General features: G+C 68.0%; 16 protein-coding genes. 11 read left to right on the top strand and 5 right to left on the bottom strand.

What is annotated here, in order from left to right; genetic code table 11:
• Window positions 1–160: 160 nt before the first annotated feature.
• On the bottom strand, window positions 161–1018 hold the full coding sequence (locus H5395_RS10600) for a hypothetical protein (protein ID WP_182792538.1): 858 nt from the start codon (window positions 1016–1018) through the stop codon (window positions 161–163).
• Window positions 1019–1245: 227 nt separating this feature from the next.
• Here H5395_RS10600 and H5395_RS10595 point away from each other — a divergent pair, with 227 nt between their 5' ends.
• Window positions 1246–1854, top strand: coding sequence for an alpha/beta hydrolase (locus H5395_RS10595; RefSeq protein WP_182792537.1), 609 nt, complete (start codon window positions 1246–1248; stop codon window positions 1852–1854).
• Between the two features lie 19 nt (window positions 1855–1873).
• On the opposite strand, the gene H5395_RS10590 is transcribed toward H5395_RS10595, so the two are convergent.
• Window positions 1874–2815, bottom strand: a complete 942-nt coding sequence (locus H5395_RS10590; RefSeq protein ID WP_182792536.1) for a ring-cleaving dioxygenase — start codon at window positions 2813–2815, stop codon at window positions 1874–1876.
• Between the two features lie 140 nt (window positions 2816–2955).
• Between H5395_RS10590 and H5395_RS10585 the strand changes: the two genes are divergently transcribed.
• The 6 genes from H5395_RS10585 to H5395_RS10560 all read left to right on the top strand — a co-directional run bounded on the left by H5395_RS10585 (window position 2956) and on the right by H5395_RS10560 (window position 10444).
• Window positions 2956–4815 carry an ATP-binding protein gene (locus H5395_RS10585; RefSeq protein WP_234450858.1) on the top strand — a complete coding sequence of 620 codons (1860 nt, stop codon included), beginning with the start codon at window positions 2956–2958 and terminating at the stop codon, window positions 4813–4815.
• Complete coding sequence (locus tag H5395_RS10580) at window positions 4812–6161, top strand: sigma-54 dependent transcriptional regulator (protein ID WP_182792535.1); 1350 nt, start codon at window positions 4812–4814, stop codon at window positions 6159–6161. The genes H5395_RS10585 and H5395_RS10580 overlap by 4 nt, the downstream gene beginning before the upstream one ends.
• Before the next feature lie 194 nt (window positions 6162–6355).
• A complete protein-coding gene (locus H5395_RS10575; RefSeq protein ID WP_182792534.1) occupies window positions 6356–7330 on the top strand; it encodes a tripartite tricarboxylate transporter substrate-binding protein in 975 nt (324 codons plus the stop codon).
• A 90-nt stretch (window positions 7331–7420) separates the two neighbouring features.
• Window positions 7421–7882, top strand: coding sequence for a tripartite tricarboxylate transporter TctB family protein (locus H5395_RS10570; protein WP_182792533.1), 462 nt, complete (start codon window positions 7421–7423; stop codon window positions 7880–7882).
• Between the two features lie 10 nt (window positions 7883–7892).
• The gene (locus H5395_RS10565; RefSeq protein ID WP_182792532.1) at window positions 7893–9401 is read left to right on the top strand and encodes a tripartite tricarboxylate transporter permease; all 1509 of its coding nucleotides are present in this window, start codon (window positions 7893–7895) and stop codon (window positions 9399–9401) included.
• Window positions 9402–9475: 74 nt separating this feature from the next.
• Entirely contained in the window at window positions 9476–10444 is a 969-nt protein-coding gene (locus tag H5395_RS10560; protein WP_182792531.1) for a tripartite tricarboxylate transporter substrate binding protein, read from the top strand.
• A 210-nt stretch (window positions 10445–10654) separates the two neighbouring features.
• On the opposite strand, the gene H5395_RS10555 is transcribed toward H5395_RS10560, so the two are convergent.
• On the bottom strand, window positions 10655–11800 hold the full coding sequence (locus tag H5395_RS10555) for an aminotransferase class V-fold PLP-dependent enzyme (RefSeq protein ID WP_182792530.1): 1146 nt from the start codon (window positions 11798–11800) through the stop codon (window positions 10655–10657).
• Window positions 11801–11942: 142 nt separating this feature from the next.
• On the opposite strand from H5395_RS10555, the gene H5395_RS10550 reads away from it, so the two are divergent.
• The 4 genes from H5395_RS10550 (at window position 11943) to H5395_RS10535 (ending at window position 15372) form a co-directional block, all read left to right on the top strand.
• Window positions 11943–12635: a type 1 glutamine amidotransferase gene (locus H5395_RS10550; RefSeq protein ID WP_182792529.1), complete on the top strand. Its 693-nt coding sequence runs from the start codon at window positions 11943–11945 to the stop codon at window positions 12633–12635.
• Window positions 12635–13255 (top strand): FMN-binding negative transcriptional regulator, encoded by a 621-nt coding sequence (locus H5395_RS10545; protein ID WP_182792528.1) that lies wholly within the window; start codon window positions 12635–12637, stop codon window positions 13253–13255. Before H5395_RS10550 ends, H5395_RS10545 begins: the two co-directional genes overlap by 1 nt.
• Before the next feature lie 40 nt (window positions 13256–13295).
• A complete protein-coding gene (locus H5395_RS10540; RefSeq protein ID WP_182792527.1) occupies window positions 13296–14651 on the top strand; it encodes a glutamine synthetase family protein in 1356 nt (451 codons plus the stop codon).
• Window positions 14652–14712: 61 nt separating this feature from the next.
• A complete protein-coding gene (locus H5395_RS10535) occupies window positions 14713–15372 on the top strand; it encodes an SDR family oxidoreductase (RefSeq protein ID WP_182792526.1) in 660 nt (219 codons plus the stop codon).
• Window positions 15373–15379: 7 nt separating this feature from the next.
• On the opposite strand, the gene H5395_RS10530 is transcribed toward H5395_RS10535, so the two are convergent.
• Together H5395_RS10530 and ctaA are read right to left on the bottom strand one after the other, a co-directional pair.
• A complete protein-coding gene (locus H5395_RS10530; RefSeq protein ID WP_255434851.1) occupies window positions 15380–16855 on the bottom strand; it encodes a carboxypeptidase M32 in 1476 nt (491 codons plus the stop codon).
• A 17-nt stretch (window positions 16856–16872) separates the two neighbouring features.
• A complete protein-coding gene (gene ctaA, locus H5395_RS10525) occupies window positions 16873–18015 on the bottom strand; it encodes a heme A synthase (protein WP_182792524.1) in 1143 nt (380 codons plus the stop codon).
• Window positions 18016–18072 lie beyond the last annotated feature (57 nt).

Raw genomic sequence — 18072 nt, 5'->3', positions numbered from 1 at the left:
GCCATGCGGTGGCTGATCCTTTCGGACCGCTACGATCACCGCGCCGTAGCCAAGCCCTGCCATGCGCGAACTGCCAAGGACGGGCCCGCGAGCCTGACGGAATCTGTGTCCGCCGGAACAGCCCCGGCGACGCCAGAACGATCGCTGCCGTTTCCGGACCCTACGCCTGCCGTCCCGGCCAGCCGCAAGGCCAGCGGCCGTGATGCGGGTTGTCCCAGGCCGGCATGTCCAGCCACGGATACCAGCAGAGACCGGCGACCGGCACCTCCGACCGCTCGATCTCGGCCTTCACATAGGCGAGCCAGTCCCAGCGGTCGCGGACATGGGGAAAGCGGCGGTGCGCCTCGGGCAGCCCGTCGTGCCAGCCGGTCTCGGTGATCATCACCGGCAGGTGGTAGCGGTCGGCGACGGCGCGAAGGACCCGGTGCAGTGGCTCGATGGCGTGATGGGGATAGTAGTTGACGCCGACCATCCGCACATGGCCGCTGGCAACCAGCCGGTCGGTGGCCTTGAAGACGTTGGGATGCAGGTGGTGGAACGGGTCGCAGGTGGCAAAGCGCGGGCGATTGGGCAGGCAGGCCGCCGTGGTCATCATCCGCAGCGCCATCTGCGTAGCCCGGCCGGGCGTCATGCCCGAGACGCGGCGGCCGATCGAGGGCTCGTTCACCGCGATCACCCAGGAATCCGGCGGCAGCGCGCTGCAGCAGGCGACCGCGTGCTGCGCGGGGCGGGACGGGGCATCGAAATGCACGAGGTCCCAGATCACCGGGAAACCTTCGGGCACCGCGCGGATGCGGGCGGCGATGTCGTGGCGCCAGGACAGCCCGTCGCGAGCGCCGGCGGCGCCCTCCTCGGCGGCGACGCGATAGTGGTGGGGCATCGCACCATCCGGCAGGTGGTTGGTCGAATGCAGCAGGTCGTGGCCATTCCAGTGCAGGCGGCTGCACTCGAATCCGGCGAGGATCGGGGTCGCGCCGGCCATCTGCGCGCGGGCGGGGTCCGGGGTTGAAAGGAACATCGGGTCAACCTGGCTTCGATATGCCGGATGCGCCGCGTGAAAGGGCGTCTGGGCATGGTTGAAGTTGGGGGGATGGACACGGGCACTGTCGGCTGATCGCCGCGCCCTTCGGGTGCCGCCTGATGCCGCAAAACCGCACCAAGGTCAATGCCGGGACCGAAAGCCGGTCGATCCGGGGGACGGAACATGCTTCGATCGTCCTGCGGAAACGTGGAAGGAACGCAGGAATGCGCGATTCAAGCTTCGCTCACCGCTTTCTGGTGCCGGATCAACCCGACGGGTCGGTGATCGTCCTGCTGCATGGCACCGGCGGCGACGAATCCGACCTGATGCCGCTGGCGGGCCGCCTCAGCCCCCATGCCCGGCTGCTGGGCGTCCGCGGCCGCTCGCAGGAGGAAGGGATCAACCGCTGGTTCCGCCGCTTCGACGCCGTGACCTACGACCAGGACCACATCCGCGCCGAGGCGGCGGCCTTTGTCGCCTTCATCGCGGCCGAGCTTGCGGGGCTGGGCCTCGATCCCGCCCGCACGACCTTTCTGGGCTATTCCAACGGCGCCAACCTGTTGGGCGCGATCCTGCGCCTGTATCCGGGCGCGATGCGGCAGGCGATCCTGTTGCGCGGGATCGAGGTTCTGGAACGCCCGCCCGCCGCCGACCTGACGGGCACGCGCGTGCTGCTGGTGACGGGTGCACGTGATCCTTACGGGCGGATGGCCCCGGCGCTTGAAACCTCGCTGTCGGCGGCGGGCGCCGATCTCGACGCGCGGGTGATCGAGGCCGGGCACGAGCTGTCGGCCGAGGACCTGCGGATCGCAGGGGCTTGGCTGCACGGGTGATGCAGCCACGCAAGGCGCTTCAGTCCAGCGGCTTCAGCCCGGCCTCGATCTGGGCGCGGCGGGGTTCGAGGAAGGGCGGCAGCGACAGCGTCTCGCCCATCGTCTCGAAGGGCTCGTCCACGGCGAAGCCGGGACCATCGGTCGCGATCTCGAACAGGTTGCCGCCCGGCTCGCGGAAATAGACCGAGCGGAAGTAATAGCGCTCAACCTCGCCCGAGGACGGGACGCGCAGCGCCTTCAACTGCTCTGCCCATTGCCGGATCGCCACGTTGTCGGCGACCCGGAAGGCGACATGATGGACGGCGCCCGCGCCCTGCCGCGCCACCGGCAGGCCGGGCTGGACGGCGACGTGCAGTTCCGCACCCGGCCCGCCCTCTCCCATGGAAAAGACATGGACCTGCCCCTGCCCGTCCGGGCTGGGGAAGTCGGCCAGCCGCCGCATCCCCATCAGCCGGGTCAGCACCGCCTCGGTCGGGCCGAGGTCGGGAACCGAGATGGTGATCGGCCCGAGGCCGCGGATCTGGTGCTCGGCCGGAACGGGGCTGCGGTTCCACGGATGCGCCGCGCCGGGCTGGTCGGCGGTCAGGCGGAAGCGCTGGCCCTCGGGGTCCTCGAAATCCAGCGTGGCGCGGTTATCCAGCGTGGCGATCCCGCCCACGGTCAGGCCCTCGCCGCGCAGGCGGTCGGCCCAGTAGTCGAGGCTCGGTTCATTCACCCGCAGCCCGGTGCGGCTGATCGAATGGGTGCCCCGCCGTTCCGGCGATGCCGGCCAGTCGAAAAAGGTCAGGTCGGTGCCGGGGCTGCCCGCGCCATCGGCGAAGAACAGGTGATAGGCGGATGTGTCGTCCTGGTTGACGGTCTTCTTGACCCGCCGCATCCCCAAGGTTTGCGTGTAGAAGCGGTTGTTGCCGGTCGCGTCGGCGGTGATCGCGGTCAGGTGGTGAATGCCGATGAGTTGCATGGCGGTGTCCTTTCGTTGAAACCGATATCGGAACCCGGTTTCCGGCCCGCCAGTGGCACAGATGTTACCACCCGTCCCGCACGTTGAATCGACAGGCCCGAACTGCGACATTGCCGCAACGCACAGCCAAGGATCGCCCGTTGGTCGCCGAGATCGCCCGTCCCCTTCCCCGGCCCCCCGCCCGCCTTGCGCGGTCCGGCGGCGCAAGGCTGGCGGTGCTGCTGCTGGCGCTGCTGGCCGTGACCCTGTGGGCGGGCGGGCGCATGGCCTTCCGGCATTACCTGTCAGCCGGGCAGGAACGGGCCGAGATGGCGCTGGGTCTGACGGCCAACGGCCTTGATGCCGATCTCGCCCGCTTCGAGGTCGTTCCGCAGTTGATCGCCGAGTTCGACCTGATCCAGCGGCTCGTCTCGCATCCCACTGACGTCGGGCTGCGCCGGGCGGCCAACGCCTGGCTTTCGGCCGAGAACGCGGCCATCCATGCTTCGGACATCTATGTGATCCGCCCAGACGGCGACACCATCGCCTCGTCAAACTACCTTGACGGCGAGGCCAGCTTCATCGGCCGCAACTTCAGCTACCGCCCCTATTTCATCGAGGCGATGCGCGGAGGGCCGGGCCGCTTCTACGGCATCGGCACCGCGTCATCCGTGCGGGGCTATTACTTCTCGGCCCCCGTCTTCGATATGGACGGCCGGATTGCGGGCGTGGTCGCGGTCAAGGTCGCGGTGGACCGGATCGAGCAGTCCTGGCATGACGGGGAATACCGCTTTCTCGTCACCGACCCCGAGGGGCGGGTCTTCCTGTCATCGGAACCGCGCTGGCTTTCCGCCAGCTTCGAGCCTCCCACCCCAGAACGGCTGGCCCGCACCATCGAGACCCGCCGCTATGCCGATGCCGAGCTTGCCGATCTGGGCGTCGAGCGCGTGACCCGCTTCGGCGTGCCGGTCCTGTGGATCGCGTCCGATGGCGAGGTCCGCGAATACGTCGCCGTCTCGCAGCCGATGCCGCGGGCGGGCTGGACCGTCCATGTGCTGCTGGACAGCGCCGAGTTGCGGCGCGAGGCGCGGATGGCGGTGCTGACGCTGGTCCTGCTGCTTTGCGCCGGGGTCTTCGGCGCGCTGATCCTGGCGCAGCGCCGGGCGCAGGTGGCCGAGCGGATCGCCATGCACCAGTTCGCCACAGCCGAACTGGAACGTCGGGTCGAGGCGCGCACCGCCGACCTCGCCCGCCTGAACGGCCAGCTTGAGCAGGAGGTCGCCGAGCGCCGCGCCACCGAGTCCGAGCTGCGGGCCGCGCAGGCGAGCCTCGTGCAGGTCGGCAAGCTGGCGGCGCTGGGGCAGATGTCGGCGTCCCTGTCGCACGAGATCAACCAGCCGCTCGCCGCCGCCCGCAACTATGCCGACAGCGCCGGTGTCCTGATCGAGCGGGGCGACTACGCCGCCGCGCGCGAGAACATGCAGCATATCCTGTCGCTGGTGGACCGGATGGCGGCCATCGGCAGGCACCTGCGCGATGCCGCCCGCAAGCCCGACGACCGGCTGGGGGCGGTGGACCTGGCCGCGCTGCTGCCCGAGACGCGCACCATCGTGGCCCAACGCCTTGCCAGCAGCGGCGCCATGCTGGAAATCGACCTGCCGCCGGATCTTCCGCCGCTGAAGGCGGGACCGACGCGGCTGCAACAGGTGCTGGTCAATCTCATCACCAACGCCGCCGACGCTGCCGAGGGGACGGACGACCGCCGCATCACCCTGTCGGCAAGCACCGAGGGCGAGTGGATCGCCCTCCGCCTGCGCGACCGTGGCCCCGGCGTGCCCGAGGCCATCGCGGAACGTATCTTCGACCCCTTCTTCACCACCAAGGGCATGGGCGCGGGGCTGGGCCTCGGCCTGTCGATCACTGCCAATATCGTGCGCGACTTCGGCGGCACCATCGCGGTCCGCAATGCCGGCCCCGGCGCCGAGTTCTGCGTCCGCCTGCCTGTGGCGAGGCCCGCATGAGCGGCGGCCGGCTGCTTCTGGTCGATGACGACGACCAGATGCGCGGGTCCACCGCGCAGGCGCTGCGGCTGGCGGGCTTCACGGTCGAGGCGCTGACCGGCGGGACAGAGGCGCTGGCGCTGGCCGCGCCGGGCTTCAACGGCGCCATCGTCAGTGACATCCGAATGCCGGGCATGGACGGGATGACCCTGCTGGGTCGCGTCCACGAGATCGACCCCGACATCCCCGTGATCCTGTTCACCGGCCATGCCGAGGTTCCCTTGGCGGTCGAGGCGATCCGCAATGGCGCCTATGACTTCATCGAAAAGCCCTTCGTGGTGCAGGAGCTGGCCAATGTCATCCGCCGCGCCATCGACCACCGGGCCTTGGTGCTGGAAAACCGCCGACTGCGCGCCGTCGCGGGCAAGCGCGACGATGTCGAGGCGCGTCTGCCCGGCCGGACCCAGGTCATGGTGGATCTCCGCTATCGCCTGCGCGCCATCGGGGCGTCGGACGCCGATACGTTGATCATCGGCCCGACCGGCGTCGGGAAAGAGGTGGTGGCGCGGACGCTGCACGACATCTCCTCGCGCGCGGAACGGCCTTTCATCGCCATCAACTGCGCCGCCCTGCCCGCCGCCCTGATCGAAAGCGAACTGTTCGGCCACGAGGCCGGCGCCTTCCCCGGCGCGCTGCGGCCGCGCTACGGCAAGTTTGAACATGCCCGTGGCGGCACGGTGCTGCTGGACGAGATCGGGTCCATGCCGCTGGACCTGCAGGCCAAGCTGGTCCGGGTGCTGCAGGAACGGGTCATCACCCGGCTGGGATCGAACGACCCCGTGCTGCTTGACGTGCGCTTCATCGCCACCAGCAAGGAAGACCTCGCCGCCCCCGTCCAGCGCGGCGAGTTCCGCGAGGACCTGTTCTGGCGCCTGAACGTCGCCGTCCTGCACGTCCCGCCGCTGTCGGCCCGGCGCGAGGACATCCCGCTGCTGTTCCTGCAACTGATGCGCGAATCCGCCGCCCGCAACAACTTGCCCGAACGCGAGGTGCCCGCGGGTTTCCTGTCCGACCTCGCCGCACGGGATTGGCCCGGCAACGTGCGCGAGTTGCGCAATCTCGCAGAGCGCATGGTCCTCGGCCTCGAAGACCCGCTGAGCGTCGGGGCCGAGGGTGCCCGCCTGCCCGAGCGCGTGGCCGAATTCGAGCGCAGCCTGATCGCGGGCGCCATCGCCGCCCATGGCGGGCGCCTGCGCGCGGTCTACGAGACGCTGGGGATCTCTCGGAAGACGCTTTACGAGAAGATGCAGAAATACGGTCTCGATCGCCGCCTGATCGTCGAAGCCGGCGAGGACGACAGCGGCTGAGGCTCATATGTGTGGATTTCCACACATCAAGTTTCAAGCTTGTCACTGTTTCCACCCATTCGGCTGCCGGGCATGACGGAAAGTGGCAGAAAGGGATGACGAAGCGCTTTGAACAAAGCCGATCCTCGCGCAAACGTTCCGCGATTGGCGCATTCGAGGAGCTTGCGCCATCCGATTCAATACCGGGAGGAATAATGTCGGTTTCCAAACTTCTGGGCGCGGTCTGCGCCGCCTCGATCATGGCCGCTCCGGCCTTCGCGCAGGACTATCCGGCGCGCCAGATCACCATGATCATCCCCTTCTCGGCAGGTGGGCCCACCGACACCGTCGCTCGCCTGCTGGCCGAACGGATGTCGGCCGACCTGGGCAAACAGATCATCGTGGAAAACGTCACCGGGGCCGGCGGCACCCTGGGCGCGGACCGCGTCGCCAAGGCTGACCCCGACGGCTATACCATGCTGCTGCACCACATGGGCATGGCGACCTCGGCCACGCTGTATCGCACCCTGCCCTACGATCCGCTGAACTCGTTCGACTATGTGGGCGAGGTCGTGGACGTGCCGATGATCATCACGGCCCGCAAGGACTTCGAGCCCGCGAACATGGCCGAGTTCATCGACTATGTGAAGGCGAATGCCGAAACCCTGACGCTGGCCAACGCGGGCATCGGGGCGGTCAGCCAGTTGTGCGGGATGCTGCTGATGCACTCGCTTGACGCGCAACTGACCACGGTTCCCTACAAGGGCACCGGCCCGGCGATGACCGACCTGCTGGGCAGCCAGGTTGACATCCTCTGCGACCAGACCACCGGCGCCACCCAGCACATCCAGGGTGGATCGATCAAGGCCTATGCCGCCACCACGCCCGAGCGGCTGGACCTGTTCCCCGACCTGCCGACCGCCATCGAAAGCGGGTTGCCGGACATGGAACTGGCGGTCTGGCACGGCATCTACACGCCCAAGGGCACGCCCGCCGAGATCAACCAGCGCCTGTCGCAGTCGCTGCAGGCGGCGTTGGCGGATGAAGGCGTGGTCCGGCAACTGGCCGAACTCGGCACCGAACCGGTGCCGGTCGAGCAGATGACGCCCGAGGCGTTGAAGACCCAGCTTGAGTCCGAGATCGCCCGCTGGAAGCCAATCATCGAGGCCGCCGGCGTCTACGCCGACTGATCCGCCGGCCTCCACGCCGTTCCTGAGAACACCCGCTCGCCGCCCCCATGAAGGGCGGCGAGTCCTTGCAAGAGACCGGAGGGAAACCACGTGTCCACGAAACCAAAGGACAACACCGACCTGATCGCGGGGCTGGGCCTGATGGCGGTCGCCGCGTTCTTCGGCTGGCAGACGCTGGGACTGGAGATCGGCACCTCGCTGCGGATGGGGCCGGGCTACTTCCCGATGATCCTGTCGGGCCTGATGTTCCTGCTGGGACTGGTGATCTTTCTGCAGGCCTTCGGCCGCGAGGGTGAGCCGATGGGCCCCATCGCCTGGCGCGGCATCTTCTTCATCCTGCCGGCGCCGATCTTCTTCGGCCTGACGGTGCGGGGCCTGGGCTTCGTCCCGGCGCTGTTCATCACCACGCTGATCGCCTCGCAGGCCTCGGTCAAGATGCGCCCCGGCTATGCGCTGCTGCTGGCGGTGCTGGTCACGGTGATCTCGACGCTGATCTTCAGCTATGGCCTAGGGCTGCCGTTCCGGCGCTTCGGACCATGGGTCCAGTTCTGAGGAGGATGGAATGGATCTTCTTTCAAATCTTGCGCTGGGCTTCTCGGTCGCAACGTCGCTGGCGAACCTGCTCTTCTGCCTCATCGGCGTCATCCTCGGCACGCTGATCGGCGTGCTGCCGGGCATCGGCGCGACGGCCACCATCGCCATGCTGCTGCCGATCACCTTCCAGCTTGAACCCGTCAGTTCGCTGATCATGCTGGCCGGGATCTACTACGGCGCGCAATACGGCGGCTCGACCACCGCGATCCTGATCAACATGCCGGGCGAAAGCTCGTCGGCGGTCACCGCCATCGACGGCTACCAGATGGCCCGCAAGGGCCGCGCCGGGACGGCACTGGCGACCGCCGCGATCGGGTCGTTCTTCGCCGGATCGGTCGCGACCTTCCTTGTCGCGCTGTTTGCCCCGCCGCTGACCGCCGTGGCGCTGAAGTTCGGCGCGGCCGAGTATTTCAGCCTGATGGTGCTGGGCCTGGTGATGTCGGTGGCGCTGGCGCATGGCTCGATCATCAAGGCCTTGGCGATCGTGATCCTGGGCCTACTGCTGGGCATCGTGGGCACCGACATCTACACCGGCACGCCCCGCTTCACGATGGGCATCACCCAGTATGCGGATGGGCTGAACTTCGTCGCCGTCGCCATCGGCGTCTTCGGCTTCGCCGAGATCCTGCGCAACCTGGAAAACGAGCATGACCGCGAGGTCATGACCCGCAACATCAACCGGCTCTTCCCCAGCAGGCAGGAGTTCCGCGAGATGGCGGGTCCGATCCTGCGCGGCACGGGGATCGGCTCGGTCCTCGGCATCCTGCCGGGGGGCGGTGCGATCCTGGCCTCCTTCGCCTCCTACACGGTGGAAAAGAAGCTGTCGAAGACGCCGGAGGAATTCGGCAAGGGTGCGCTGGCGGGCGTGGCCGGTCCCGAAAGCGCCAACAACGCGGGGGCGCAGACGAGCTTCATCCCGCTGCTGACCCTCGGCATCCCGGCGAACCCGGTGATGGCGCTGATGATCGGCGCAATGATCATCCAAGGCATCGTCCCCGGCCCCAGCGTCGTCACCGACCAGCCGCAACTGTTCTGGGGCATCATCGCGTCGATGTGGATCGGCAACCTGATGCTGGTGGTGCTGAACCTGCCGCTGATCGGGCTGTGGGTGAAGCTGCTGACCGTGCCCTATTACGTGCTGTTCCCGATCATCATGGCGATGTCGGCGATCGGGGTCTATTCGGTGAACTCGAACACCTTCGACCTTTACGCCGTCGCCTTCTTCGGCCTTCTGGGCTACATCATGTCCAAGCTGCGGTTCGAGCCGGCGCCGCTGCTTCTGGGCTTCGTCCTCGGCCCGCTGCTGGAGGAAAACCTGCGTCGCGCCATGATCCTGTCGCGGGGCGATCCGATGACCTTCATCGAGCGGCCAATCAGCGCGGGCCTGCTGATCGTCTCGCTGATCGTGCTGGTGCTGGTCTTCCTGCCCCAGATCCGCCAACGGCGCGAAGAAGTGTTCACCGAAAGCGAAGACTGATCGACGGGCCGGGGCCGCCTTGCGCCCCGGCCTTTCGCCAATCCATAACAAGCAAGTCCAGACAGGAGGTTGACATGACCCTGACCCTGACCCGCCGTGTCCTCATGGGCACGGCGCTCGCCTTCGGGCTGGCGGGAGCCGCCGCCGCGCAGGATTTCCCCACCCGCTCGATCGAGCTGGTGATCCCCTTCGCCGCGGGCGGCTCGACCGACGTGGTGGGCCGCATCGTCGCCGACCGCATGAGCCAGGAGCTTGGCCAGCAGATCATCGTGCAGAACGTCGGCGGTGCGGGCGGCAGCCTGGGCGCGTCTCAGGTCGCCAAGGCCGACCCGGACGGCTACACCATCCTGATGGGCACCGTCGCGACCCACGCGCTGAACCCGCTGATTCTCAAGCGCAAGCCCTATGACGCGGTCGAGGATTTCGCCCCCGTCTCGCTTCTGGTGCTGGTGCCGAATGTGCTGGCGGTGAACCCCGCCCTGCCCGTCAATACCGTGCAGGAACTGATCGATCTCGCCAAGGCCGAGCCGCTGGCCTATGCCTCGTCCGGCAACGGCACGCCCCTGCACCTGTCGGGCGAGCTGTTCAAGTCGATGGCGGATCTGGACATCACCCACATCCCGTATCAGGGCTCGGGTCCGGCGCTGACGGACGTGCTGGGCAACCAGGTGCCGGTGATCTTCGACAACCTGCCCTCGGCGTCCAGCCACATCAGCAGCGGCAAGCTCAAGGCGCTGGGCGTTACCACGGCCGAACGCGCACCCTCCTTCCCCGACGTCCCCGCCATCTCGGAAACGCTGCCGGGCTACGAGACCTATAGCTGGAACGCCCTTTTCGCCCCCGCCGGCACCCCGCCCGAGGTGGTCGAGGTGCTGGCCAACGCCGCCAAGGCGGCCATGGCCGACCCCAAGGTCGCCGAGCGCATGGCCGAGTTCTCGGCCGAGATCGTGGCCTCCGGCCCCGAGGAACTGGGCGAGCACGTCAAGGCCGAGATGGCCAAGTGGGAACCCGTCGTGGTCGAGGCCGAAGTCAGCCTCGACTGACCACTGCGGCGGAAGCGCCCGGCCCACGCGAACCTGCGCCTTCTGCCACACCGAGACAAGGAGACGCCCGGCCTCACGACCGGGCGTTCTTCACAACAGAAGCCGTGTAACGCCCGGCCTCCCGCGTTCTTCTTCGCAAAAATATCCCGGGGGAGTCGCCCGAAGGGCGACGGGGGCAGCGCCCCCAGCCGCCTCGACGAAGTCCTGCCCTTATCCCGCCAGCACTTCGTCCAACACCTTCGTCAGCCGCGCCACAGTGCCGTCCACGTCCTTCAGCTTGTCCAGCCCGAAGAGCCCTAGCCGGAAGGTCGAGAACTCCGGCCCCTCGCCGACCTGCAGCGGCACCCCCGACGCGATCTGCATGCCCTTCTCGGCGAACTTCCTGCCGCTGCGGATGTCGGGATCATCGGTATAGCTGACGACCACCCCCGGCGCCGCATAGCCCTCGGCCGCGACAGAGCGGATGCCCCGTTCCGCCAACGCCGCGCGGATCTTGCGGCCGAGATCCCATTGCGCCTCACGCGCGGCCTCAAACCCCATCTCGCGGGTTTCCACCATCGCATCGCGCAGGGTCACCAGCGCGTCGGTCGGCAAGGTCGCATGATAGGCGTGGCCGCCGTCCTCATAGGCCTTCATGATTGCGCGCCACTTCTTCAGGTCCAGCGCGAAGCTGTCGCTGGTCGTGGCCTCCAGCCGCTCAAGCCCGCGGCCCGAGAACATCACCAGCCCGGCCGCGGGCGAGGCGCTCCACCCCTTCTGCGGGGCCGAGATCAGCACGTCCACGCCAAGCGCTCGCATGTCCACCCAGATCGCGCCTGAGGCGATGGAATCCAGCACCATCAGCCCGCCGACCTCATGCACGGCATCCGCCAGCGCGGCGATATAGTCGTCGGGCAGGATCAGCCCGGCCGAGGTTTCCACATGGGGTGCGAAGACCACGGCGGGTCGGGTGCGGGCGATCTCGGTCACCACGTCCTCGATGGGCGCCGGCGCATAGGCCGGGCGCGGCTGGTTCCCGTCGGGACGCGCGGCCTGCACCTGTGCCTCGGCGTCGAAATCGGCGGCATCGAGGATCTGCGTCCAGCGGAAGCTGAACCAGCCGTTCCGCACGATCAGCGCATTGGCGTCCCGCGCGAACTGGCGGGCGACCGATTCCATCGCAAAGGTGCCGCCACCAGGCACCAGCGCCACGCCGTCGGCGCCATAGACCTCGCAGGCGATGTCCGAGATGTCGCGCATGACCTGCTGGAACTTCTTCGACATGTGGTTGAGGCTGCGATCGGTGAAGACGACCGAGAACTCCATCAGCCCGTCGGGGTCGACATGGCTGTGTCCGTCGTCGCGCAATCCCGTCATGGCGGTGTCTCCTGCATGAACCTGGGGCGAACCTAGCTGCAGCCCGGGCCGGGTTCCAGCCGCGCCTTTGGTCGGACCGCCCCCTTGCGGCCCCCCCGGCGGCAAGCCTACCTTGACGCCACCACGATCATGAGAGTTCCCGATGCGGATCGGCATCCTGAAGACCGGCCAGTCGCCCGAGGTGACGCGGGCCGAACACGGCGACTACGACGACATGTTCGAGCGGCTGCTGGCCGGGCGCGGCTTCACCTTTGACAGCTATCACGTCGAAGAACTGGACTTCCCCGCAAGCGTCCATGCCGCCCAGGGCTGGCTGATCACCGGATCGCGCCATGGGGTTTACGAGAATCACCCCTTCATTGCCCGGCTGGAAGATTTCATCCGCGACGCCTTTGCGGCCGAGGTGCCGATGGTCGGCGTCTGCTTCGGCCACCAGATCATTGCGCAAGCAATGGGCGGGCGCGTGGTCAAGCATCCCGGCGGCTGGCGCGTGGGCGCGAACGATTATGTCATCGGCGGCCAGCCGATGGTGCTGAACGCCTGGCACCAGGACCAGGTGGTGGACCTGCCTCACGGCGCTACGGTGGCCGGCACCAACGAGTTCTGCCAGGCCGCCGCGCTGATCTATGACCACCGCGCCTTCACGGTGCAGCCCCACCCCGAGTTCCGCGACGGCTTCATCGACGGGCTGATCGACCATCGCGGCGGCCCCGTCCCGCCCGATCTGCTGGACCGCGCCCGCGCCCGCCGGGGGCAGGCGGATCCCCTGGCGCTGGCAGACAGGATCGAGGCGTTCTTCAAGAACCCGCAGACGACCGCGGAAGGCCTGACCTGATGTATGTGCCCCCGCTCTTCGCCGAGAACCGGCCCGAGGTGCTGGCCGCGCTGATGGCCGCCCATCCGCTGGCCACGCTCGTCAGCCTGGGGCCGCAAGGGTTGACGGCGAACCTCATCCCCTTCCTGCACGATACGAACGGCGGCATCCTGCGCGCGCATCTCGCCCGCGCGAACCGGCAGCTTGACGATCTGCGCGAGATGCAGGAGACGGGCAGGCAGGTGCTGGTGCTGTTCCAGGGTGCGCAGGCCTATGTCTCGCCCGGCTGGTATGCGACCAAGGCGGAAACCGGCAAGGTGGTGCCGACCTGGAATTATCTTGCCGTCGAGATCCGGGGCGTGCCCCGCGTCATCGACGATCCCGCGTGGCTGCGCGCGCAGGTGGGCGCGCTGACCGACCGACACGAGGCCCCGCAGCAGACCCCTTGGTCGGTCGGGGACGCGCCCCCGCCCTTCGTCGCGGCGCAACTGCGCGGCATCGTCGGAGTTGAGATTCCGGTGGCGCATGTTACCGGCAAGTGGAAGGCCAGCCAGAACCGCAGCCTTCCTGACCGGCAGGGCGTGATTGCCGGGCTTGCCGCGCAGGACAATCCGATGGCCGGGATCGTTCCCGGCGCCTGAACCCGAAAGCGAAAGCCGGCCCAGCCGGCGGAAAGTAACCATGTCAGACTGGCTGACGCAGATCCCCCAACCCGCCCGCGATTATGTCGAGGGCCGACGGCTCGACGAGATCGAGTGCATCGTTCCCGACATGGCGGGCGTCGCCCGCGGCAAGGCCATGCCTGCATCCAAGTTCGCGCGGCAGGAAAGCTTCTACCTGCCGAACTCGATCTTCCTGCAGACTATCACGGGGGAATGGGCCGACAACCCGGCCGGGGCCTTCACCGAGCCCGACATGGTGCTGGTCCCGGATTTCGACACCGTTTCAGCCGCGCCCTGGACGGCCGACGTGACCCTGCAGGTGATCCACGACGTCTTCGACCAGCAGGGGCGGCCGGTGCCGATGGCGCCGCGCAACGTGCTGAAGCGCATCGTCGGCCTTTACGCCGAACGCGGCTGGCGCCCCATCGTGGCGCCCGAGATGGAGTTCTTCCTCGTCGCCCGCAACATCGACCCGAACCAGCCGATCCAGCCGCCGATGGGCCGCTCGGGCCGTCGCGCGGCGGCCAAGCAGGCCTATTCGCTGTCGGCGGTGGACGAATACGGCAAGGTGATCGACGACATCTACGACTTCGCCGAGGCGCAGGGCTTCGAGATCGACGGCATCCTGCAGGAAGGCGGCGCGGGGCAGGTGGAAATCAACCTGGCCCACGGCGACCCGGTCAAGCTGGCCGACGAGATCTTCTACTTCAAGCGCCTGATCCGCGAGGCCGCGCTGCGCCACGACTGCTTCGCCACCTTCATGGCCAAGCCCATAGAGGGCGAGCCGGGCTCGGCCATGCACATCCACCACTCGGTGATCGACGTGGCAACGGGCCGCAACATCTTTTCCGACGAAAAGGGCCGCGAGACGCCCGAGTTCCTGCATTTCATCGCCGGAATGCAAAGCCACCTGCCCGCCGCGATCGCGCTGCTGGCGCCTTACGTCAACAGCTATCGCCGCTATGTCCCGGACTTCGCCGCGCCCATCAACCTTGAATGGGGCCGCGACAACCGCACGACAGGACTGCGGGTGCCGATCTCGGCGCCCGAGGCGCGGCGAGTGGAAAACCGGCTGGCCGGGATGGACTGCAACCCTTATCTAGGCTTCGCGGCCTCGTTGGCGACGGGCTACCTTGGGTTGGTGCAAGGGGCGAACCCGCGCGCCGAATGCCTGGGCGATGCCTACATATCCGAGGACGAACTGCCCACGAACATCGGCGACGCGCTGGACGAGATGGTGGCGTCCGAACCCATGGGCGAGGTGCTGGGGTCCGAGTTCCTGGCCGTCTACGAGGCCGTCAAGCGTAATGAATACAAAGAGTTCCTGCAGGTTATCAGCCCTTGGGAACGCGAGCATCTGCTGCTGAACGTGTAAGCGCGCCCCTGCGTCCATTCACCGCTTGCGGCGGCACGCGGGCGGTGGCAAGGGACTGGGCATGAGCGACAAAGACCAGAAACTTGCCATCGTGACCGGCGCCTCGCGCGGCCTCGGCGCGGCCATTGCCGAGCGCCTGGGCGCGCGCGGCTACCATGTCGTGGCCGTTGCCCGCACCACCGGCGCGCTTGAAGAACTGGACGACCGCATCCGCGCCGTCGGCGGCGCCGCGACGCTGGCGCCGATGGACGTGACCCAGCCGGCAGCGATGATCCAGCTTGTGCAGGCGGTGCTGGACCGCTGGGGCGGCTGCGACCTGTGGGCGCATGCGGCGATCCATGCGGCACCGCTTGGGCCTGCGCCTCATGTCGATCCCAAGGACATGGACCGCTCGATCTCGACCAACATCACCGCGACGCACGGGCTGTCGGTCCTGATCGAGCCGCTGCTGCGCGCCCGCAACGGCACCGCGCTGTTCTTCGACGACCCGCGCGGGGGCGAGTCCTTCTTCGGCGCCTATGGCGCGACCAAGGCCGCCCAGATCGCCTTTGCCCGCAGTTGGCAGGCGGAAAACCAGCGCATCGGCCCCCGCGTCGTTATCGCCACGCCCAAGCCGATGCCGACCGCCATCCGCGGCCGCTTCTTCCCCGGCGAGGACCGTTCAGCCCTGACCCCCTGCCGGACCGAGGCCGACCGCATCCTGTCGGAACTGGCGATCTGACGGCCCCTTACAGGCCGTAGATCGCCCCGAACTTTCCTTCCAGATAGTCCAGCAGCGGCTCGGGCGTGACCGGGCCGCTGACCGCCTGCTCGACCAGCGCGGCGGGTTCGTAAAGCCCGCCGTGGCGCTGCAGGTTCTCGCGCAGCCACTCGGTCCCCGGTGTCGCGTCGCCGCGGGCCAGCGCCTCGTCCAGATCGGGCACCGCCTCGCGCATGGCCGCATTCAGGGCGCCGGCATAGACGTTCCCCAGCGCATAGGTCGGGAAATAGCCGAACAGCCCGACCGACCAGTGGACATCCTGCAAAACCCCGTTCGAGGGCCGGTCCACCGCCACGCCAAAGTCGCGCAGGAAGCGGTCGTTCCACGCCTCCTCCAGATCGTCGGTGGAGAGCCTTCCGGCGATCAGGTCGCGTTCCAGGTCGAAGCGCATCATGATGTGCAGGTTGTACTGCACCTCGTCGGCCTCGGTGCGGATATGGCCGGGCGTTACCCGGTTCACGGTGCGGTAGAAGGCGTCAGCGTCGGGCACCGACAGCCCGCCCATCATGTCGCTCATCCGCTGGAACAGCCAGCCGGTGAAGGCGCGGCTGCGGCCCATCTGGTTCTCGTAAAGCCGGCTCTGGCTTTCATGGACGCCCATGGACACGCCGCGCCCCAGCGGGGTGAAGGCGTGGTCGGGGTCGACCCCCTGCTCATAGCCGGAATGGCCGACCTCGTGGATGGTCGAATAGATGCAGTTGAAAGGGTCGGTTTCCACGATCCGCGTGGTGATCCGGCTGTCCTGCCAGCGCCCGCTGGAGAAGGGATGCACCGCGATGTCCATCCGCCCGCGCGTCCAGTCATAGCCGAAGCCCGTCGCGCAGGCGCGGGCAAGACGCATCTGACCTTCCTGCGGGAAGCGCCCTTCCAGCGGCGCGGGCTGGTCGGGGGCGCCCAGCACAGCCTCGCGCAACTGCACCAGCCGGGGGCGCATCGCCTCGAACAGGGACGCGATCTCGGCCTGCGTGGTGCCGGGTTCATAATCATCCAGCAGCGCGTCGTAAGGGTCGCCACCGCCGAAGCCCGCGGCCACCAGCGCATGGGCCTGATCCTGCTTCAGCACGAGGATCTGGTCCAGCGTCGGCAGGAAGTCCGCCGGCTCCTCGTTGGCCCGCGCCCCGGCCCATATCCCCTGCCCGAGACTCGTCTGCCGCGCGAGTTCTGTCGCGAGATCGGCGGGAATTGCGTTCGCCCGAGCATGGTCGCGGCCGATTAGCGCGAGAATGCGCTCCTCGTTTTCCGTCTGCGGGTCGGCGGCGTCCAGCCATTCGCCGATGCGGGGATCGGTGCGGCGCTCGTGCAGGACGGCTTCGATCGCGGCCATTTCCTCGGACCGCTGCTCGACCGCGCCGCGTGGCATCATGGTTTCCTGGTCCCATGACAGCCGCTCGGCGACCGAAGACAGCGCCTCGGTCTGGCGCTGAAAGGCCAGAAGGGCATTCATCGCTGCATTCTCCGAAATCATCGGATCGTCCCCCTGACGCTGGTTTCATAAGGATAACGGGCGTGGTGCCGCGCCCGGATGATGAGGACGAACAGCGCCACCGCGCCGAACTGGTGCGCCAGCGCCTCGCCCAAGGGCGCGCCGCGCATCACCGTGACGATGCCCAGCACGATCTGGAAGGCGACCGCCGCGATCATCACCGTGAAGGCGCCGCGTGTCACCGGATGGGGCGAGCGGCGCGAGCGCATCCAGACCACCACGGCGAAGATCGCCAGAAGATAGGCCACCATACGGTGCGTGAACTGCACAGTCGCCGCGTTCTCGAAAAAGTTGCGCCACCCGAGCGCGGGGTCCCAGATGGCGGCCGGAATCCATTCGCCGCCCATTGTCGGCCAGCCGGTATATTGCCGCCCTGCGTCGATCCCTGCGACCAAGGCGCCGATCAGGATCTGCACAAAGGTCAGGTGCATCAGGCCGGTGGTCATGGAAAACAGCTTCGGCTCTCCGGCCCGGCGGGCGCGGATAAGTTGCGCCTCTGGCCGGTCCAGGTGGAACACATACCACGCGATCAGCCCGAGGATGGCGAAGGCCAGTCCAAGATGCGTCGCGAGGCGATATGAGGCGACCGCCGTCATCCCCTCGACCAGCCCCGAGGCGACCATCCACCAGCCGATGGCGCCCTGCAGCGCGCCAAGGCCGCCCAGTATCAGCAAACGCGGCGTCCAGCCCGGCGGGATGCGCTTTGTCAGCCAGAAGAACAGGAAGCCCACCGCCCAGACGAGGCCCACGGCGCGGCCGAGCTGCCGGTGGCTCCATTCCCACCAGTAGATGCGCTTGAACCCTGAAAGGTCCATTGTCGGGTTGTCCTCGCGGAACTGCGGGATCTGCTGGTATTTGGCGAACTCGGCCTCCCACGCTGCCGCACCGCTGGGCGGCAGCGCGCCGGTGACGGGTTTCCATTCGGTGATCGACAGGCCCGAGCCGGTCAGCCGCGTGGCGCCCCCCAGCGCTATCATTGCGGCGACCAGCACGAAAAGGACGATCAGCCAGACGCGGATCGCCCCGCGCGCACCCTTGGGGGCGGTGTCGATCAGGTTGGCGACGGGTCGGGCGGAAGGCGTCGCGGTGGACACCTCCTCGAAAATCGGGCGCTTGGCCATGCGGGGCCCCTTCGGTGTTCGCTTGCGGTCCGCTTGCGGGATGCGGCCGGACATTGG

The organism is Paracoccus sp. MC1854, assembly GCF_014164635.1.
In the GTDB taxonomy this organism is placed as follows: Bacteria; Pseudomonadota; Alphaproteobacteria; order Rhodobacterales; family Rhodobacteraceae; genus Paracoccus.
This window is presented reverse-complemented; position numbering and strand designations above follow the sequence as displayed.